The organism is Streptomyces sp. RKAG293 (assembly GCF_023701745.1).
In the GTDB taxonomy this organism is placed as follows: domain Bacteria; phylum Actinomycetota; class Actinomycetes; order Streptomycetales; family Streptomycetaceae; genus Actinacidiphila.
In genome coordinates this window covers 1-17,155 of sequence record NZ_JAJOZB010000001.1, presented here as the reverse complement: position 1 = coordinate 17,155, position 17,155 = coordinate 1, and the positions used below count along the sequence as shown (strand labels likewise).

At 69.9% G+C, this 17,155-nt stretch carries 16 protein-coding genes and 1 pseudogene; 11 read left to right on the top strand and 6 right to left on the bottom strand.

Annotated elements, in window-relative coordinates; genetic code table 11:
* Nucleotides 1-293 precede the first annotated feature (293 nt).
* The 5 genes from LNW72_RS00085 (at nt 294) to LNW72_RS00065 (ending at nt 5,972) form a co-directional block, all read left to right on the top strand.
* Nucleotides 294-470, top strand: a complete 177-nt coding sequence (locus tag LNW72_RS00085) for a hypothetical protein (protein WP_250973392.1) — start codon at nt 294-296, stop codon at nt 468-470.
* Between the two features lie 216 nt (nt 471-686).
* On the top strand, nt 687-1,391 hold the full coding sequence (locus LNW72_RS00080) for an FCD domain-containing protein (protein WP_250973391.1): 705 nt from the start codon (nt 687-689) through the stop codon (nt 1,389-1,391).
* A gap of 59 nt (nt 1,392-1,450) precedes the next feature.
* Nucleotides 1,451-2,896 carry a hypothetical protein gene (locus tag LNW72_RS00075; protein ID WP_250973390.1) on the top strand — a complete coding sequence of 482 codons (1,446 nt, stop codon included), beginning with the start codon at nt 1,451-1,453 and terminating at the stop codon, nt 2,894-2,896.
* The gene (locus tag LNW72_RS00070) at nt 2,893-4,812 is read left to right on the top strand and encodes a GMC family oxidoreductase (protein ID WP_250973389.1); all 1,920 of its coding nucleotides are present in this window, start codon (nt 2,893-2,895) and stop codon (nt 4,810-4,812) included. Before LNW72_RS00075 ends, LNW72_RS00070 begins: the two co-directional genes overlap by 4 nt.
* 284 nt (nt 4,813-5,096) lie before the next feature.
* Nucleotides 5,097-5,972 carry a Fic family protein gene (locus LNW72_RS00065; RefSeq protein ID WP_250973388.1) on the top strand — a complete coding sequence of 292 codons (876 nt, stop codon included), beginning with the start codon at nt 5,097-5,099 and terminating at the stop codon, nt 5,970-5,972.
* Between the two features lie 266 nt (nt 5,973-6,238).
* Here the strand turns inward: LNW72_RS00065 and LNW72_RS41505 are convergent, their stop codons facing one another.
* From LNW72_RS41505 to LNW72_RS00045, 4 genes are all read right to left on the bottom strand, one after another.
* On the bottom strand, nt 6,239-6,622 hold the full coding sequence (locus tag LNW72_RS41505; protein ID WP_308401854.1) for a DUF397 domain-containing protein: 384 nt from the start codon (nt 6,620-6,622) through the stop codon (nt 6,239-6,241).
* A gap of 327 nt (nt 6,623-6,949) precedes the next feature.
* Entirely contained in the window at nt 6,950-7,393 is a 444-nt protein-coding gene (locus LNW72_RS00055) for an NUDIX domain-containing protein (protein WP_250973386.1), read from the bottom strand.
* Complete coding sequence (locus LNW72_RS00050; RefSeq protein ID WP_250973385.1) at nt 7,390-8,043, bottom strand: dTMP kinase; 654 nt, start codon at nt 8,041-8,043, stop codon at nt 7,390-7,392. The genes LNW72_RS00055 and LNW72_RS00050 overlap by 4 nt, the downstream gene beginning before the upstream one ends.
* Nucleotides 8,040-8,186 carry a hypothetical protein gene (locus LNW72_RS00045; protein WP_250973384.1) on the bottom strand — a complete coding sequence of 49 codons (147 nt, stop codon included), beginning with the start codon at nt 8,184-8,186 and terminating at the stop codon, nt 8,040-8,042. The genes LNW72_RS00050 and LNW72_RS00045 overlap by 4 nt, the downstream gene beginning before the upstream one ends.
* 363 nt (nt 8,187-8,549) lie before the next feature.
* On the opposite strand from LNW72_RS00045, the gene LNW72_RS00040 reads away from it, so the two are divergent.
* Nucleotides 8,550-9,446, top strand: a complete 897-nt coding sequence (locus LNW72_RS00040; RefSeq protein ID WP_250973383.1) for a DUF6083 domain-containing protein — start codon at nt 8,550-8,552, stop codon at nt 9,444-9,446.
* Between the two features lie 77 nt (nt 9,447-9,523).
* Entirely contained in the window at nt 9,524-10,999 is a 1,476-nt protein-coding gene (locus tag LNW72_RS00035; RefSeq protein ID WP_250979960.1) for a UvrD-helicase domain-containing protein, read from the top strand.
* A 215-nt stretch (nt 11,000-11,214) separates the two neighbouring features.
* Here the strand turns inward: LNW72_RS00035 and LNW72_RS00030 are convergent, their stop codons facing one another.
* On the bottom strand, nt 11,215-11,397 hold the full coding sequence (locus LNW72_RS00030) for a hypothetical protein (RefSeq protein ID WP_250973382.1): 183 nt from the start codon (nt 11,395-11,397) through the stop codon (nt 11,215-11,217).
* A gap of 190 nt (nt 11,398-11,587) precedes the next feature.
* On the opposite strand from LNW72_RS00030, the gene LNW72_RS00025 reads away from it, so the two are divergent.
* The gene (locus LNW72_RS00025; RefSeq protein ID WP_250973381.1) at nt 11,588-12,682 is read left to right on the top strand and encodes a hypothetical protein; all 1,095 of its coding nucleotides are present in this window, start codon (nt 11,588-11,590) and stop codon (nt 12,680-12,682) included.
* 367 nt (nt 12,683-13,049) lie between these two features.
* Here the strand turns inward: LNW72_RS00025 and LNW72_RS00020 are convergent, their stop codons facing one another.
* Nucleotides 13,050-13,547: a hypothetical protein gene (locus LNW72_RS00020; protein WP_250973380.1), complete on the bottom strand. Its 498-nt coding sequence runs from the start codon at nt 13,545-13,547 to the stop codon at nt 13,050-13,052.
* 518 nt (nt 13,548-14,065) lie between these two features.
* Between LNW72_RS00020 and LNW72_RS00015 the strand changes: the two genes are divergently transcribed.
* The 3 genes and pseudogenes from LNW72_RS00015 to LNW72_RS00005 all read left to right on the top strand — a co-directional run.
* The gene (locus LNW72_RS00015; protein WP_250979959.1) at nt 14,066-15,235 is read left to right on the top strand and encodes a DUF6236 family protein; all 1,170 of its coding nucleotides are present in this window, start codon (nt 14,066-14,068) and stop codon (nt 15,233-15,235) included.
* Between the two features lie 436 nt (nt 15,236-15,671).
* Nucleotides 15,672-16,307, top strand: coding sequence for a helix-turn-helix domain-containing protein (locus LNW72_RS00010; RefSeq protein ID WP_250973379.1), 636 nt, complete (start codon nt 15,672-15,674; stop codon nt 16,305-16,307).
* Nucleotides 16,307-17,155 (top strand): annotated as a pseudogene (locus LNW72_RS00005) (Mucin-19); the annotation flags it as partial. The gene LNW72_RS00010 and the pseudogene LNW72_RS00005, both read left to right, overlap by 1 nt.

Below are 17,155 nucleotides of genomic sequence, written 5' to 3'. Positions count from 1 at the left end.
TGACGCGGATCGGGAAGCAGCCACAGCCGCTCCACCAGCGACAGTCCCGCCACGTTGTCCAGGACCGGCGACTTGATCAGCTAGATGGTGGCAGACTTGCGGCACATCGAAGCTCCGGTGGTTCGAGGCGACTTGGAGGTCGCCCCGTCCAACCGGAGCTTCATTGCGTTCGTGACGGGCCAGTCCCGACCCCTTGCGCAACCGCGACCTGCGGACTCAAGGGCTCGCGGGGACTTTGAAACGCCCCTGATCAGCCGGCCGGTTTGGGCGGCGGCGTCAGCACCACCGGCTACATGATTGACGCGCCGTCGGGCCACGGCTCGGTGGGGTGGGTGATCATCGGGCAGGTCAGTGCCAGCGTGAAGTCGCTGGACTGTGTCTGGAAGAGGGTGCACTACAGCTCCCCGGCCTTCCGGCACCCAGGGTTGACCCAGACCTACTTCGCCGAAATTGGCACCGCTCCCTTCTGACCCGGCCGGCCACGTCCGTGGACACCCGCCCCGCCCCGCCCGCCGCTGCGCTACGGCATGGACGGCGGGTGTCCACAGTTTTCCGGAAATTCCCTTGTAGGACAGCCGCCCCACCCATCGCTGAGCACAGTCAAGTCGCCCTACGAAAGCACACCTTGACGCCAGGTCGTCTTGTTGGTTGAGTGGCTCATCCACTGAGCCACTAAGCCGTATCTGATGGGATATCCGATGGAGACGCTGCCGCGCGAGACGATCGTCGATGTCCTGGAGGACCGGCTGCAGAAGGACGTGCTCTCCGGACGGCATCCCGCAGGCAGTTATCTGCCGCCCGAGCGGGAGCTCGCCGACGGCTACGGGGTGACCCGGACGACGCTCAAGCATGCCTTCGGCCGTCTGGTGCAGGCCGGTCTGCTGGAAACCCGGCACGGTGTGGGGACGCGCGTGCGCGACTTCCTCCGGCTCGGAGGCGCGGACCTGCTCCCGATGCTGGTCCGGCACGACGCGGGATGGCTCGAGGAGATCTTCGAAGTGCGGCGCAGCATCGGGTCACTGATCGCGGAGCGCGCCGCCGCGCGGGCCACCAGGACCCAACACGCTGCACTGCGCACGCTGTTGGAAGCGGTCGGCGCCGGTGCGGACCCGGACGCGGTGCAGCTCGCGGACGTCGAGGTGCACCGGGCGCTGGCGCGCGCGACGGGCAACCGTGTCTATGTACTGCTGACCAACACGTTGTTCAACGCCTATCTGCCGATGCGGTCGCATCTCGCGCACCCCTTCCAGGACGCACGGGAGGCTTTCGCCCGTCTGGAGCCGGTGGTCGCTGCCGTGGAACAGGGTGACGGTGACGCCGCGCGCGCGGCGGCCGAGGCCTATCTGACCGCGACGGAACAGCTCATGCTCGCCGGCCTCGGGGCCCGCTGATGGCCGGCCGGGGAAACCGGGGGAACCGGGGGAACCGGGGGACGGTCTTCGCCGAGACGATGACCGGAACGGTCCGGCTGCGGGGCGACCGGCAACCGCGGCCCGTACGGCTGGTGCTGGCAGCGCACGCGGACGAGGTGCTGCTCCCCCACCGCACGACCACCGCCCGCCTCACCGGTCGCATCCATATAGCCGGCCGCCATATAGCGGGGCACCCCATGGCCGGCGGCGCCGACGGGCTCGAGGTCACCGGGACGCTGGAGATCTCCCCGCTGGCCCGGCGCAGGATCCACTACCGGCTGGAGTTCGCCCTCGCCGACGACGGCGGCCACAGCGGAGACCGCTGCACGCTGGAGGGGTGGAAGTCCGTGACGCCGCGGCGGCCACTGGCATCCATGACGTTGCTGCCGTTCACCCTGACGACGGGCGGCGAGCCGGTCGGGCACGGCACCGTTCGGTTCTCCCTGGCCACCGCACTCGTACCGTTCCTGGCGAGTTTCCGTTTCCCCCGCAGGGAGGATTCGCGACCGCGTCGGGAATCCCCGCGACAGCGTCCGGAGGACCAGCGACAGCACTGGGCGCCACGCTGGAAGGGACAGCCCGGACGTACCGAGGTCTGGTACACCACCGTGACCGACCCGGCGACCGGCACCGGGCTGTGGCTGCACCATGAACTCACCGCCCCCACCGACGGATCACGCCCCGTCGCCCACGGCTGGGCCGCGCTCTTCCCCGCGGACGGACCCGTGGAGCACGCGCGGTTCGGCCCCGCGCCCTGGGACGCCCACACGGAGGGTTTCGCCGCCGCGGGAGTCGAGGCGCTGGCCGGACGGCTGCGCGGCCGGGCGGGGCCGATGGACTGGGATCTGACGGAGACACCCGAGGGGGCTCCGCTCTACACCTTCCCGAGCTGGTCATGGCGGCATCCGCTGCTGCCCGCCGCGCAGATACTCCCCGCCGCCACGGCCCGCTACACCGGAACCGTCCGGCACGGCGACAGCGCACTGACGTTGCGCGACGCGTCCGGAGCGTCGGCCAGGATCTACGGACACGGGAACGCTCGCCGCTGGGCCTGGCTGCACGCGGACCTCGGGGGCGGGAACGCCTTGGAGATCGTCGCCGCGGTGTCCATGCGACCTGGACTCGACCGGCTGCCACCGCTGGTCTTCCTGCGGTTGCGCAAGGATGGCCGCACGTGGCCGCGCGGCGGGCTGCGCACCGCCGTCGGCTGGGCGGGGATCGGCCGGTTCACCGCCCGGATCGGCCTGCCCACCTGGACGGTCACCGGTCGGGCGGGCCTGCGGCGCATCCGCGTCGACGTCAGCCAGCCCGAGTCGCGCACCCTCGCTCTGGAGTACACCGACCCCGACGGCAGCCATGCGGTGTGCCGCAACAGTGAGACCGCCGACGCCCGGATCCTGCTGGAGCGGTGGTGGGGCCGGTGGCGTACGGAAGCCGAGTGGACGCTCGACGCGACGGCGCACGCGGAGGTGGGAAGCCGGTGAGCGCCGCCCTGCGCGGTCTGGTCGCCGCGCTCCTGGCCGACGACGGCGGCGAACCCTGGCTCGCCGGTGTCCCCCGCCGACTGGAAACCCTGCTGGGCGCGATGCCGGCGCCGGCCCGTCACGGCCTGGTGGCCGCCGCCACCGCCGTCGACACCTACGCCGTCGCGCGCACCGGCCGCCGCCTGCACACCCTCACGCCCGACGAACGGGAGGACGTGCTCGCTTCACTCGCCTCCCGGCCCGCGCTCCTCGCCCTGCTGGAGGTGGTGAAGGTCCCGGTCCTGCTGGCCGCGGCGACCGAACGGATGCTCCACGCGGGAGCGGGCGGAGAACACGACCATCGGCACGACGCCACACCACCCGAGCCCTCCGCGGTCCCGTCGCCACCGCCCGACCCGCCTCTAGACTGCGTGCCCGCCACCGACTGGCCGGACCGCTCCACTGCCGACGCCGTGGTCATCGGCTCCGGCGCGGGCGGCGCGATGGCCGCCCGTACGCTGGCCCGCGCCGGACTGCGGGTCCTGGTTCTGGAGGAGGGGCGGCACCACACCACCGCCGAATTCGCCCGGCGCGCACCCCTGGACCGTTTCGCCGAGCTGTACCGCGACGGCGGCGCGACCATGGCCCTGGGCCGCCCGCTCCTGGTGGTGCCGGTGGGCCGCGCGGTCGGCGGCACCACCGTCGTCAACTCCGGCACCTGCTACCGCACTCCGCCGCGTGTTCTCGCCCGGTGGCGTGACGTCTACGGACTCGGCCTTGCCGACCCGGACGCGTTCGGCGGTCGGCTCGACGACGTGGAACGCACCCTGCGCGTCGGCACCCAACCCCTGGACGTGATCGGCCGCAACGGCAGGCTCGCCCTGCAGGGCGCGAGCGGACTCGGCTGGGCCGCGGGCCCGCTGCGCCGCAACGCTCCGGGTTGCAAGGGATCGTGCCAGTGCGTCGTCGGCTGCCCGACGGGCGCCAAGCAGAGCGTCCAGCTCTCGGTGCTGCCCGACGCGTGTGCCGCCGGGGCGCGCATCATCACCAGCGCCTGGGTGCATCGCATCCTCACCGAACCCGACCGGCCGGGCGGCCCGCGCGCTGCCGGTGTGGTGGTGCGACGCCAGGACGGCACCGAACTGGAGATCCTCAGCCCCATGGTCGTGATCGCGGCCGGAGCCCTGCACACCCCGCTGGTCCTGCGCCGTTCCGGACTGGGCCGGCACCCCCGGCTGGGCCGCAATCTGGCCGTGCACCCGGCGATCAGTGTGGCCGGACGCTTCACCGACCGGGTCGTGGGCGGCCCGGCGGTTCTGCAGAGCGTGGGCGTCGAAGAACTGCATGGAGACGGCATCCTCCTCGAGGCGACCGCACCGCCACCCGGCATGAGCTCCTTCATCCTGCCGGGTGTCGGCCGGGAGCTGCGCGCCGAGTTGGAGGATTCCGGACGCCTCGCCACCTTCGGCGCGATGATCGCCGACCGGCCCTCGGGCCGGGTCCTGGGCCGCCGCCGCGCCCTGCTGCGCTACGACCTCGATCCCCGCGACGGCCGGCTCCTGCTGCGCGCGGTGCACGCGATGGGAGAACTGCTCCTCGCCGCCGGCGCCGAGGAGGTCCTCACCGGGATCCCCGCCGCCCCGCGCGCCCGCACCCTTGCCGAACTCACCGAGCTGCTCAAGGGGATCACGGCCCGGCAACTCCACCTGTCGGCGTTCCATCCGACCGGAACGGTCGCGATGGGCACCGACCCGCGGACCGCCCCCGCCGACACGCTGGGCCGGCTCCGCGGCATTCACGGCGTACTGATCGCCGACGCCTCAGCGCTGCCCAGCTGCCCGGAGGTCAACCCGCAACTCACCATCATGGCGGTGGCTTTGGCTGTGGCCGAAGCCGCGGTCACCGAGAGGACGGCGGTCGGCGTGAACGCGGGCTGATGCCGTGAGCAGTCAGCACTCGACCTGCGGTCAAGGTTGGGCTGCGGGTCAGCCCAGCCGCTGCTTCACCGCCGCCACCTCGGGCCCAGCGTCGGCCGGCCCCCTCGCAGACCGCGTCGCTCACGAACTGGTCGCGTAACCTCACCGCGCGGGCGATCGTCGGCTCGAACACCATCGAGGGCTACGCCGCGACAGTCGAGGACGTCGAAGCACTCATGACGGGCGAGGAGCCTCTTGACACCGAAGACCGGACCAGAGTGGAGCTCGAGGGATACCAGCGCGCAATGACCTACATCCAGGCGCTCGCGGACGCGGGGGAGGGGTTCCGGTACGACGCGGGTCTACTCAACGGGCTGCACTTCATGCTCCAGGGCCACCATCTGGACAAGCGGCCCGGCCGCTGGCGCAACGGCCCGGTCTTCGTCACCAGCCCCGACGACCCTCTGGTCCCCGCCTACACCGCCCCGGACTTCGAGCACGTGCCGGCGCTGACGGCGGAGCTGATCGAGTGGCTCAACGACGGAGACCTCGAGACCCCCGTACATGTACGGGCCTCGATGGCCCACTTGAACCTGGTCAACGTTCATCCGTGGAAGGACGGCAACGGGCGGATGTCCCGTTCCCTGTCCACGCTGGTGTTCGCTCGCGAGGGTGTCCTGCCGCCGGAGTTCTCCTCCATCGAGGAATGGCTCGGCCGCGGCCAGAACACCTACGCCTACTACCGGGTCCTGCAGCAGGTCGGCAGCCCCCGCTGGGATCCCACCCGTGACACCCACCCCTGGGTACGGTTCTGCCTCGAAGCCCACCACCGCCAAGCCCAACAGGCCCAGCGCCGCACCGACCTGCTCTCCCGCGCCTGGACCCATCTGGCCCAGGCCTCCACCGCCGACGACCTGGACGAACGCGTCGTCTACGCCCTGCTACCCGCCTTCTGGGGCTCCCGCGTGCGCCGCACCGTCTACCAGCAGGACGCGGACCTCTCCGACCAGCAGGCCATCCGCGACCTGCGCGAACTCGTGCGCCTCGGGTGGCTGGCACCGCACGGGGCCGCCCGCGCCCGCTACTACGGGCCCGGGCGGCGGATGCAACTGGCGCAGGAAGAGGTCCGTGGATCCTTGGAGCCGTACACCGACCCCTACGAACCGCAGACTGGAAGCTGAGCCCGGTTCTTCAGTGGTGGCGCCACAGGTCGCTGGCGTCCAGAACATCGCGGAGAGCGTCCGCGTCGTCGGGGAGGTCCAGCCCGAATGCGGCCGCTGCGGACCGGAACGCTTCAACGACACCGGGGTCACCAGTTGCCAGCAGCGTGGACAGCAACGGTTGGTCCGCTGACGTCGTCCGGTCGACGATGAGCAGGACGGTGGCCAGGTCCCCGGATTGCAGCCGGGGCAGCGCCGAGCCGAGCTGCTTGTTGCAGGATAATGGCTCAGCCGGGGAGGCTGACGTCGATGGTTCCGGACTGCGCGAAGTCCATGAAAGATGCCCTCGCGGCAGCCGTGACGACGAGGACGGGCCCGAACCTGTCCTTTGAGTCGCGGACGGCAACGTGCCCGGCCAGGTCAGCGAATTCAACGCAGTTGCCGTTGTCCTGTGAGCTGTGGGACGACTTGAACCACGCTTCTGAGTCGGGAGCCGGCACGTTGGCGAGAGGGAGACTGCGCAGCGTCCGTTGTGTTCCGCACTGCGCAATGGGCCTCTGCGCAACCGCCTTTTGCGCAGTGCCCGATTTGCTCCGCACTGCGCATTGCGCAACCGGCCCGTGCGCATACGCAGTGCGCACGGGGCTGACCGCCCTTTCCACCGACCCCATCGCCTCCGTCGCGCAGGCGCGACGTCGTCGCCGACAGTAATTGCGCGGCGCGACGCGGACGGAAACGGTACGCAGCGGAACAAGTCGCTGGCGACCGCCCTGACAATCACGCACCTGTTGCGTGGCCAGGGCTGGGGGCGACGCCATGGGAGAGCCACCCCGCCTGGCGACTGTCCGCCGACCAGGGCCTCATGGCTGGTCGCCATACGGCGATCTCGGCGAACGTCACCGAACACCAAGCAGGCCGTCGGTGACGCGGCTCGCAGGCGGCGTGTTCGCGGAAGGTTCGACGATGTGCCGCCAGACCGCTGGGCGCTTGCCGTGAAGCTATGCCCAGCCGTGCTCTGTCAGACCGCCGTTATCGTTCAGGTAGCCGAGGAGGCCTTCCTTGGGGTACTCGATGATGTCTTCGGGCAATTCGTGGACAGTGAACCACGCCAGATAGAGGCACTTCGCTGGTTCCCGGTTGACGGGTTCGCCGCTCCATTCGGTGGCGACGAAGAAGAGCCCGATCCGTTCCACGTCGTCACCTTGTTGGTGGTGCACGACGTGGACCAGGCGCAGGTGATGCGGATCGACTCGGACGCCGGTTTCCTCCAGCAGCTCACGTGCGGCGCCGACGCTCAAGGACTCGCCCTGGTCGAGCTTGCCAGATGGTAGGTGCCAGCGGCCGTAGCCGTAGGGGCCGCCGCGTTGGGAGAGCAGCAGTTTGTCGCCGTCGCGGAGGATGACGTGGGTGTCGATGACGGGTTGTGCGGGTGCGGGGTTCATGGTTCCTGGGAGGCTGTGGGGTTCGGTGAGATTGCCGACGGTATCGGGGGATCGGGCAGCGCGTTGGCGATGGTGGACGCGACATCCGATGGGGTGACGCGGTTGGTGTCAACGACCAGCACGTTGACGCTTCTGGCCGTGAGGATGTGCGCGGCTTCGGCATAGAGGTCGATTTCCCGGCCGGGGGCGGTGGGGTCGAGGTGGAAGCGGTGTCGGACGCCGCGTTCGGCTATCCGGTGGGCGATGAGGCCGGGTGGCGCGGTAAGGATCACCGCAAGGTCGGGCATGAGCATGTCCGCGTTCAGGGCGAGCAGGAATTCCAGTGGCACGTCGTCGAGCCGCTGCAGGACCAGCGTCGAGGCGACGTAGCGGTCGCAGATCACTGTGTCGCCGGCCTGTAGGGATGGCCTGACCTCGTGCTCGATGTGCGCGTACCGGTCGGCTGTGACCAAACAGGCCAGGGCGCGTCCGTGGATGCCGTTGGCGTTCTGGCGGGTAAAGGTTCCCAGCTTGCTATGGGAGGGCTCTGCGGTCGGGCGCACCGGGATTCCCTGCCCTGCCAGCTCCGCGCGTAGGGCCTCGATGGTGGTGGACTTGCCCACGCCGCTGGGGCCGTCGAGGGTGACGAACAGGCCTCTGCGCTGTGTCATGCTGCGGCCTGCGGGGGCGCCTGGTTGCGCTCGTGCTGTTCGCGGGTGAGCGTCGCCAGGGTCGAGCGGACGTGGGTCAGGGGGACGTCTCCGAACTGAATGCCGACGCTGAAGTTGAACTCGAACTCGTCGCGTTGACGCATTGACTCGTCCGCACCGTCTTCGGTCAGGTCGACGTCTCCGTACGCGAGGAGAGCGTCGGGATCGTGGCCGGCGGCGGTGAGGTCCTGCCACCTGGCACGCCCTCGCCCACGCCCTGGGAGCCCCCTCGACCAACTCCTGGGAACCCTGTGCGACGGCCACGAACCGCCGGCCCCGCCGACCGCCTGACACCCGGTCGGCGAGGCCCGCAGCACCGAGCGAGGCTGGCCGCCGCCACCCGACCGGTACCGGCACACGAACACATGACCCAGTAGGCGAACGCATGCACGGGAAATGCCGCCTCCCGGGGGACAGCCACGGCTCCGGCACCCCGGTGGCGGCGTGTCACCTGCGACATTCACCGCATGCGCGCCACCAACAACCCCGCCGCTGATGGCTTCGCCTGGGACGGCACCCCCAAGAACCGCCGCCCCCCGCGCGCCCTGCGCGTCAGCCCCGACAGCCCCACCAAACTCCTGCGCTCCGGGCAGACCGGTCATTGCACTGCCTGCGGCAACCGCGTCGAGTGGTACTACCGCGACACCAACCGCGCCGTCCCCCTGCACCCCGGCGAACTCCCCACCCGCCTGGTGCCAGACGGCCAGCGCTGGCACGTGCTGTCCGGTGTGGCCCGACCGACCCAGGACGGTTCGCCCTGGTGCCGGGTACGCCACCACTCCCTGTGCCCCGCCACACCGGACCCCGGTAGCCCCGGCCTGCAGGAGGCCCGCCGGAACCTGGCGCTCAACACCCGCCGCCTCCTCGACGCCGGCCGCTTCACACCACGCCAGCCCGCCACCGAATCAACGCCAGCACCTCTCCGCCGCCCCGCGGTCCAACTCCTCCACCTGCTCTACCTCGCCCCCACGCCTGTCGATCAGATCCCCTGCGTCGCCCAGACCCGCACCCGCCACCGCTGCACCCTGCCCCTACTCGCACCACGCACCACCCCCGGCACCTGGATCCTCATCCCCACACCCGCCACCACCGGGCACCTGACCGCCCCGGACATCCCCACCGTGATGGCCACCTATGACCTCACCCAGCCGCCGTACACCGAACAACTGCGCTGGCGCGCCCAACGCTGCCCCACCCACGCCGCGACACCCTCCGCCGCCGACACCGCCCTGATCGGCTGGGAACCCTTCGACGCCTTCCTGCACCACCAACACATCCACCCCCAACCCCCCGATGCCCTCCACCACGCCGCAGGCGGCCCCAACCTGCCGGAACCTCCGCCACCGCATCCACCACCAACCTGACCGCACGCAACCGAACACCGCACCCACGACCCCACGCGACCCGACCACCCTCCTCCAACCCCACCGGAGCAACCGTGCTGAACCCCACCGACGAACAAGCGGCAGCCGCCGACCTCTTCCACGCCGGCGACCACCTCGCCCTACAGGCCGGCGCCGGCACCGGCAAGACCAGCACCCTGCTCCTCCTCGCCTCGCGCACCCAACGCCGCGGCCGCTACATCGCCTTCAACAAAGCCATCGCCCTCGACGCCGCCACCCGCTTCCCCCGCACCGTGCACTGCAAAACCGCCCACGCCCTGGCCTACGCCGCCATCGGCCACCGCTACGCCCCACGCCTGAACGCCCCCCGCCAGGCAGGCTGGCGCACCGGAGCGGCCCTGGGCCTGACCCAGACCGTGCGGATTGGGGAACGGGACATCACCGCCAGGACGCTGTCCCATACCGTGCTCCACGCAGTGGCCCGCTATTGCCACTCCGCCGACCGCACCCTGACCGCCCACCACATCCCGACCCTGCGCGGCCTGGAAGACAAAGACCTCCACGCCGAGTTCACCGAGCTGCTCCTGCCTTTCGCCCACAAGGCCTGGGCCGACCTCCAACACCCCGAGCACGGGGTGGTGCGCTTCGATCACGACCACTACCTCAAACTGTGGGCACTGTCCGACCCCACCATCGACGCCGACTACCTCCTACTCGACGAAGCCCAAGACACCAACCCCGTCCTGGAACAAGTCTTCTGCGCCCAGCGCGAGCACGCCCAGCTCATCGTGGTCGGCGACTCCGCCCAGGCCATCTACGGCTGGCGCGGCGCCCGCGACATCATGACCGGCTTCAACGGAACCACCCTGACCCTGTCGCAGTCCTTCCGCTTCGGCCCCCGCCTGGCCGACGAGGCCAACCGCTGGCTGGCCATCGCCGACGCCCCAATCCGCCTGACCGGAACCGAAGCGATCAGCACCGAACTCGGCGAAGTCCACGACCCCGACGCAGTGTTGTGCCGCACCAACATCGGCGCGATGACCGAGGTCATGACCCACCTGGCCGCAGGCCGGACCATGGCCCTGGCCGGCGGAGGACACAGCCTGCGCGCTCTGACCACCGCCGCCCAAGATCTCAAGGACGGACGCCGGACCTCTCACCCAGAACTGGTGCTCTTCCCCACCTGGGGCGAACTGCAGGAGTACGCCGAACACGACCCCGCAGGCCGGGACCTAAAAGCCTTCGTGGACCTTATCGACCAGCATGGCACCCGGGCTGTCCTAGTCGCGGTGGATCAGCTCAGCCACGAGAACCAGGCCCAGATCACTGTCTCTACCGCCCATAAGGCCAAAGGTCGTGAATGGGCCAACGTGCGGATTGCCGACGACTTCACCGCGCCCAAAGACACCAACCACAAAGACGCCGCCGACTGCCCCTTGCCCGGACCGATCGACGATTCGGAAGCACGCCTTGCCTACGTCGCCGTGACGCGGACGCGGAACCGCCTCGACCTGGGAGGCCTGAGCTGGGTCCATCACCATCCTGACGGAAACCCAGCCTCAGGACCGCGTTGACGTATTGCGCGAACCTGCCTGGAAGCATCGGGTCCAGGGTGCCTTCCGTATCGGAAGAGTATCCTCACCTCGAACCGAATGCCGCCGTAGATGTCTCGACCCGTAATACAGCCGTCTTGTCCACGGCCCGGGTCCGCCCCAGGACCCTGGGGATGAGCCGGCTCGCCCCCAGGGTCCGCTCCCACGCGGGGTATGTGTCATCGGTCGGCTCCTCGTCAGGTGCTGTCCGCCTGGTGGACGAGGTGCCAGGCGCGCATGACGGCTGCTGAGACAGCTGCGCCGGCAGCCCATGCGAGCGCGGATGCCTGCCAGTCCTGGAGCCCGTACCGGAGGGCCTCTCTCTTCGTGATCGTGTGGGCGCAGGAGCCTGCGATCGCCGCAATGAGCTTCTTGGACACGATGGCGCCTTTCTGTCGATGGGTCGAACTGGCCCCGGGTTCGGTTTGGTGTCCTCAGCGAATCAGGGCGAATGTGCAGGTACAAGGCCCGTATGCCGGTTTGCAAGTTATCGGGACTTCCGCTGGGAGTACCTGGATCGAATGTGGGTCAGCGGCCTATCCGAGGGCGTCCGCACGGCTACGCTGCCCCATGACCAACGACTGCGCCGGTATCGAGGGCGCCGATCTGATCCAGACCGGGGCCGTGGCAGGGCACGGCGTCAGCGCACGGATGTTGGAGACCTTCCGTGCTCAGGGCCTGGTCTCCCGCCCCAAGCGGGCGGCGAACCGAGGACTCACGCCGGTATGGCTGTACCCGCCCGGTACGGAGCGGCAACTGGTGAGCCTCATGCTCTGGCGTGAGCAGACGAAGAACCCCGACACGCTGCGGGTGCTGCTTTGGATGGATGGCTTCCCGATCCCTGCCGACGCCGTGCGGGATTCCGTGAGCGCCTACCTGAGCACCATGACGCGGACCCTGGAACGCGAGCTTGTGGCGGAGGCCTCGCGCGAGGGCCTGCACCCGGTCACGGAGCGCGAGGCGACACTGAACTCCGTCGCCTCGACCCTCGCTGCGAAGCGCGGGCCGAATGCTCTGCCGCGCCTGGTGCGCGTGGCGGCCGCCGAGCGGTCCGGCGCAATCGAGTCGCTGCTGCGGTCATTCGCACTCGGGGAAACGCTCGGCACGACCGAGGAGGAAGCCGCGACGGCCGAGATGGTGCTCGGTATCTCTCCAGGACGTCGGCAGCGTGTCAACGGAGCCGGTCCTTGGCTTGTCGGCCCGGCGAAGGATCTGTTCGACGCGGCCAAGCTCGTCTCCGTGCCCGCGATGGCGCAAGCTCTCGCCGACGCGACGGACGCGGAGTTGGAGTCTTCCCGACGGCTGGTGGTGGTTCTGTTCCGCTCCCTGCCGCTGGCCGCCAGGTTGATAGGCGCCGCGTTCGACGACGACAACTACGCCGGGATGGAAGGGATCGGGCGCCTTGACCAGCATCCTGACTTCGTCCTGCTGCTGGTGCCGATGGTTGTTGGGATGATCCGTGTGGGATGGCAGGAGAATCTGGACGCGATGGCGACCGCCCTTGAAGGGTTTCCTGCCCTGGCAGGCGAGCTCCGGAACGTCCTCGATATGCCCGCAAAAGAGGTCGAGGACAACCTCAATGGCCAGCCCGCCGCGATAGAGCGCCAGGCGCGCCTCATGATTGACGCCGCCATGGACGGAAAATTGAATGAGGCCCCGCACTGAGGGACTCTGTCGGGATCTTGAGGTTCCTCGGTGCGGCGACATGATCAAGCGGCACGCTCGGGTGGGATTCGAAGGTGGACGACCCGTGTCGAGGTTCCTGATGTCCGTCCGTTCCCGTTCCGGTGTGCAGGTCCGGTCAGCCGACACGTGTCGCGAGCGCTCCAGGCTCGGCGTCGATCGACGACGAGGGAAGCTCCTCAGCATCCGCCAGGGCCTGGTGGAGGCCTCTGTGGCGTACAGCTCGGCCGCCAACGCCGGCCTCGCGAGGGTGCTGTGTGGTCTGTCATGTTCCGGATCGCCGGAGCAGGAGATGCGGGGCTCTGCTCGGGTGGAGTCTGCCCCGCCGGTGACGGGTGTCCCGTCCGTGTTAGGCGGCAGCGGGCAGTTGGTGGTGGGGTGGTGGGGTTTCGAAGGTGGTGTCGAAGGGCAGGGAGCGGCCGGCGGGGATCAGGTAGTAGGGGGTGCCGGAGCCGGCGGGTGTCCGGGGCCCGTCCTGGCCTGCAGTCAGTACGTCGGACGGGGTGAGGACGTCGAGGTTGTCGAAGACGTAGTAGACGGGCAGCATCGTCCAGGCCACCAGTTGGAGGTGGGCGTGGACTGCGGCGCGTTCCACGACGTGACGGCAGGTGGCACGGCTGGTCATCCGGCTCTTGCAGTCGATCAGAGTGACCTGGCGGTCCTTCGCCGCGATGAGGTCAGGTGTCCAGCGCAGCGAACTGTACGATTCCCGCAGGGCGTACCGCACGGGGTCGGTCAACACGCCCTGCCCCCACGGATTGACAGCCCATCCGCGGTGGATGAGTTCCTGGGCGACGCGCACCTCGTGGGCGTCACCGACGGCCTTCCTGTGCTGAAAGCTCGACATACAGGAGAGTGTTGCGCATCCGCGCCGGTCCAAAACCCTAACTGGATGCCATCAGGCCAGGTCAGAGGGGTCGTGCGGGCGGTCATCATCGGTGGTTGTCGGTCGTTGTTGTCCGCCGGCGTTCACCGGCGTCCGACCCTGCCGAACGGAGGTCGGCCGGATTTCGCCCCTCGAGCGGGTGGCGGACGCCTGATAACGAGCGGCCACGCCTGCGGGTATCGCGGCCGTCCGCACCACGCCACACGATGGCCGATGACCGCCCAGCAACACGCCCGACGCCATAACCACCGGGTGACTGGATGACCTCGCCCCGCTCCGGGCCCGGCGTGCTCGGCGGTGGCAGCACCACCGATTGCGTTGCGACGATCAGAATGCCGGCCCTGACCCCGCCGGTCGATGTCGGCCCGTAGCGTGGTCAGTTCTGGTCTTCGGCCATCAGCCGGTCCTGGGATGTGGGGAGCACCGTGGAGCACATCGGTCTGTACTACCCGTATGTGCATGTGCGTGACGAGCGGTGGATGAAGGCCGCTGCTCTGTACTGGCCGCGCCTGGCCAGGGTGGTTCCCCGGGACTTCCCTGTGGCTGATCCACCGGCCGTCAGAGCGCTGTGCGCGGAGCTGGACTTTCTGATCGATGTGGACCCGCAGGCTGCGGCAGCTGCAATCGCCCCCGCCTTTGTTCGGGTTATCGAGGATCATGGCAGGGCCCTCCGGCGATGGTACAGCGCGGCACACGGGTGGAGGAATTTCCTGAACTCTCAAGGAACCTCAAGCAGCAGGACACCGGGTGCCGACCCATCCTTACGCCCCCCACACGAAGGACACCGTGGGGCGGGTCGGCCGTTGGCGGGGCTGCACCGGGACGAGGTGGACCCCACGCTGCGCGAGGCCCTGCTGGCACTGGACTTGGCCGTGCAGACCGATGACGTCGGCCGGTCCGAGCTGCGGGGCCACTGGATCGCCACCGATCCCTCGGTGGCATGGGTCTACAAATGCGCCCTGACCGCAGAGCTCGCCCGCACGACGCGCTACGCCCCCACCACCGACCAGGTCGCCGCCCACACCGCGACACAAGGATGGGACGAAGACCGGATCACCCAGGTCCTCCTGGGACAGCACCAACCGGCCGTCGACACCGACACGGCGCATCGGCTGGCCATCATGGCCGTGCGATGTGTCCTGCCCGCGAACCTGGAAACCGTCTCCGCCGACAAGATCATCGAGCTGCGCACGTGCTACCGCGACGAGTTCGACGCCTTCACCCAGGCCGTGGCCGCAACCGCGGCCACCCTTCAGCGCGGCGTCGCGGGGATCGAGGACCACGCCGCGTTCGAGCACCACCTGCGCCTGGCCTGGGAGACCGACTTCGAGGGACCTCTGAAGAACCTGCGGAAAGCGATGAAGAGCCTGAACATCAAGGCAGTGACCAGCTCGCTCAACATGAAATTCGAAGTAGGCGGCCTCGCCGCCCTGAGCCTGGGCCACTTCGCAGGTCAGGTCCCCGTCACGGTCGCCGGCGCCTCGCTGGCCACGTTCATGCTGCGCCAGGCCACCGCGCAGGCGCACGACGCCCAGATCAAGGACTCCCCGGTGGGCTTCCTGCTGCGGGCGGAACACCACCTGAGGCCGGCGACCCTTGCGCGGCAGGTGGCCCGTTCGATCACCCGGGCAGCCGGCACCGGCATCTGAGGTTCCTGCAATCGGCATCGCCCCAGGCGACCCACACAACGGTGGACCCGAGACCGGGCGTGCCGTGCGGGGCCGGTGGGGATGTCCTCGGGGGCAGGACGCGGCCCGGCGGGTGTCGCCGCTGCACAGTGCCGGGAATTGCCACGACGGTACGGACCGGGGTCGCACCCCCCCGGAGACGGTCCCGAACGCCCGGCGCGCCGGAGCCGGTGCCCATCGATGTCCCGCTCGGTGGACCGGCCTCGGGCGCACCGCGCTGCTCGACCCGCTCACACGCGCCCGGGCCGCACCGGCGAACAGCCGCACGGCACAACGGGATCCTTGCCCCAACGGTCGGCGTCAGCGACGTGGCGGGTGTTGTTCGTTGACGGGCGCCCACCCACCCCCTACCGTATGCACCTGATCAAATATCAGAGTTTGTATGTAAGGAGGCGTGGTGCTGTTGACGACGGGGCAGGCAGCTGAGGAACTCGGCTGCGCTGTCACGACGTTCCGCCGCCTCGTGCACGCCGGGGTCCTGCCGGGCCTGTCGCGCCGGGGCAACCGGGTCATGGTTCCGCTGCCCGTGGTCCAAGCCCTGCGGGACCGGGCGCCGGCTCCGCTGGACCAGCTGGCGGCACCCGAACTTGCCGTGCTGCGGGTGGATACGGCTCGCCCCGCCCCCGACGGCAACCAGCGGTGGATCGGTTTCGCTGCCGACCTGCCGCCCACTGACCTGCTTGCCGCGCTGCGAGGGAACTGGCGCTGCGATGCGGCGGCCGTCGCGGCCGGGGGAGTACTGCCGATCACCCTGTCGGGATACGTCGTGGCTGTCCTGACCGGCCTCCAGCGCTGGGAGAAGAGCGCACCGGGCCGTCACTCCTTCCCCGACGCCGTCCTGGCCGGTCACCTCACCGACCTGGTCCGCCCGGTCACCCACCTGACCGCCCCGGACGCCGAGGGCAGGGCTACCGCCGGCCTGTTGCTGGGAACTCGTCTGGAATCGCACTCGGGCGGGGCCATCGCCTACGTCACGACCCGCTCCACCAGCGGCCATGCCGCCACCTCATCCGCACCGCATCAGGGATCGTGATGGACGCCAAGACCTACACCACCGCCCTGGCCGAACTGCGCACGCTGCGCGACGACATCAAGAAGGCGCAGGCCGTCCTGGCGAAGCTCGAGGCGGAGCGCGGCCGGCGGATCGTGCTGCTGGCGGAGCATGACAAGGCGAAGGCCGACCGGATCGCCCCGGCCGCCGGCCTGGCGGTGATCGACGTGGTCGCCCTGGTACCTGCCCTGGGCCCACCGCCGCCCGCCTGCGGACCTGACACACCCGCACCGGCCCCCGCACACCCCGATGATCACGCCGCGCCGCAGGCGCCCGCAGGGACGATCGCCGCTGCGGGAGCGCTCGTTCCGGACCTGCGCCACCCCGCCCCGGCCGCAGCCGCCGAAGTGGTGCCCGAGGCCGCCGACCTCGTTGCCCCGCCGGGGGCCCCGGAGGCCGCCGCCACGGACGAGGCCGTCGAGGACCAGGAGCACGGCGACGTCCCGGCAACGGCGGCCACCGTCTCGGTACCCGTGCCGGTCACGGCGCCGGATGCGGGGGAGCGGGACCTCCCGTCGATCCCGGCAGGCCCGGAAGGCGACCGCTGGTTTGCCGTGACGCCGAACCTGACATCGACCCGACCGAACTTCACCCAGCAGGCCCGCGCGATGGCGTTCCTCGACACCACCACTGGTGTCCTGGTGCACCGTGACCAGACGGTGCGCGTGCAGTTGGGCGCCGGGTCGGTGGCGGAGATTCTGGCCGCGGTGTACGCGGTGCTGCCCGCGACGGTGGAGCGGATCTACATCACCGCCGGCGACCCGTGGCACGCCGACGCCGCCCGTCACCCGTTCCTGCGCGACGCGGTCGCGGCGTGGCTGAACGCCCCG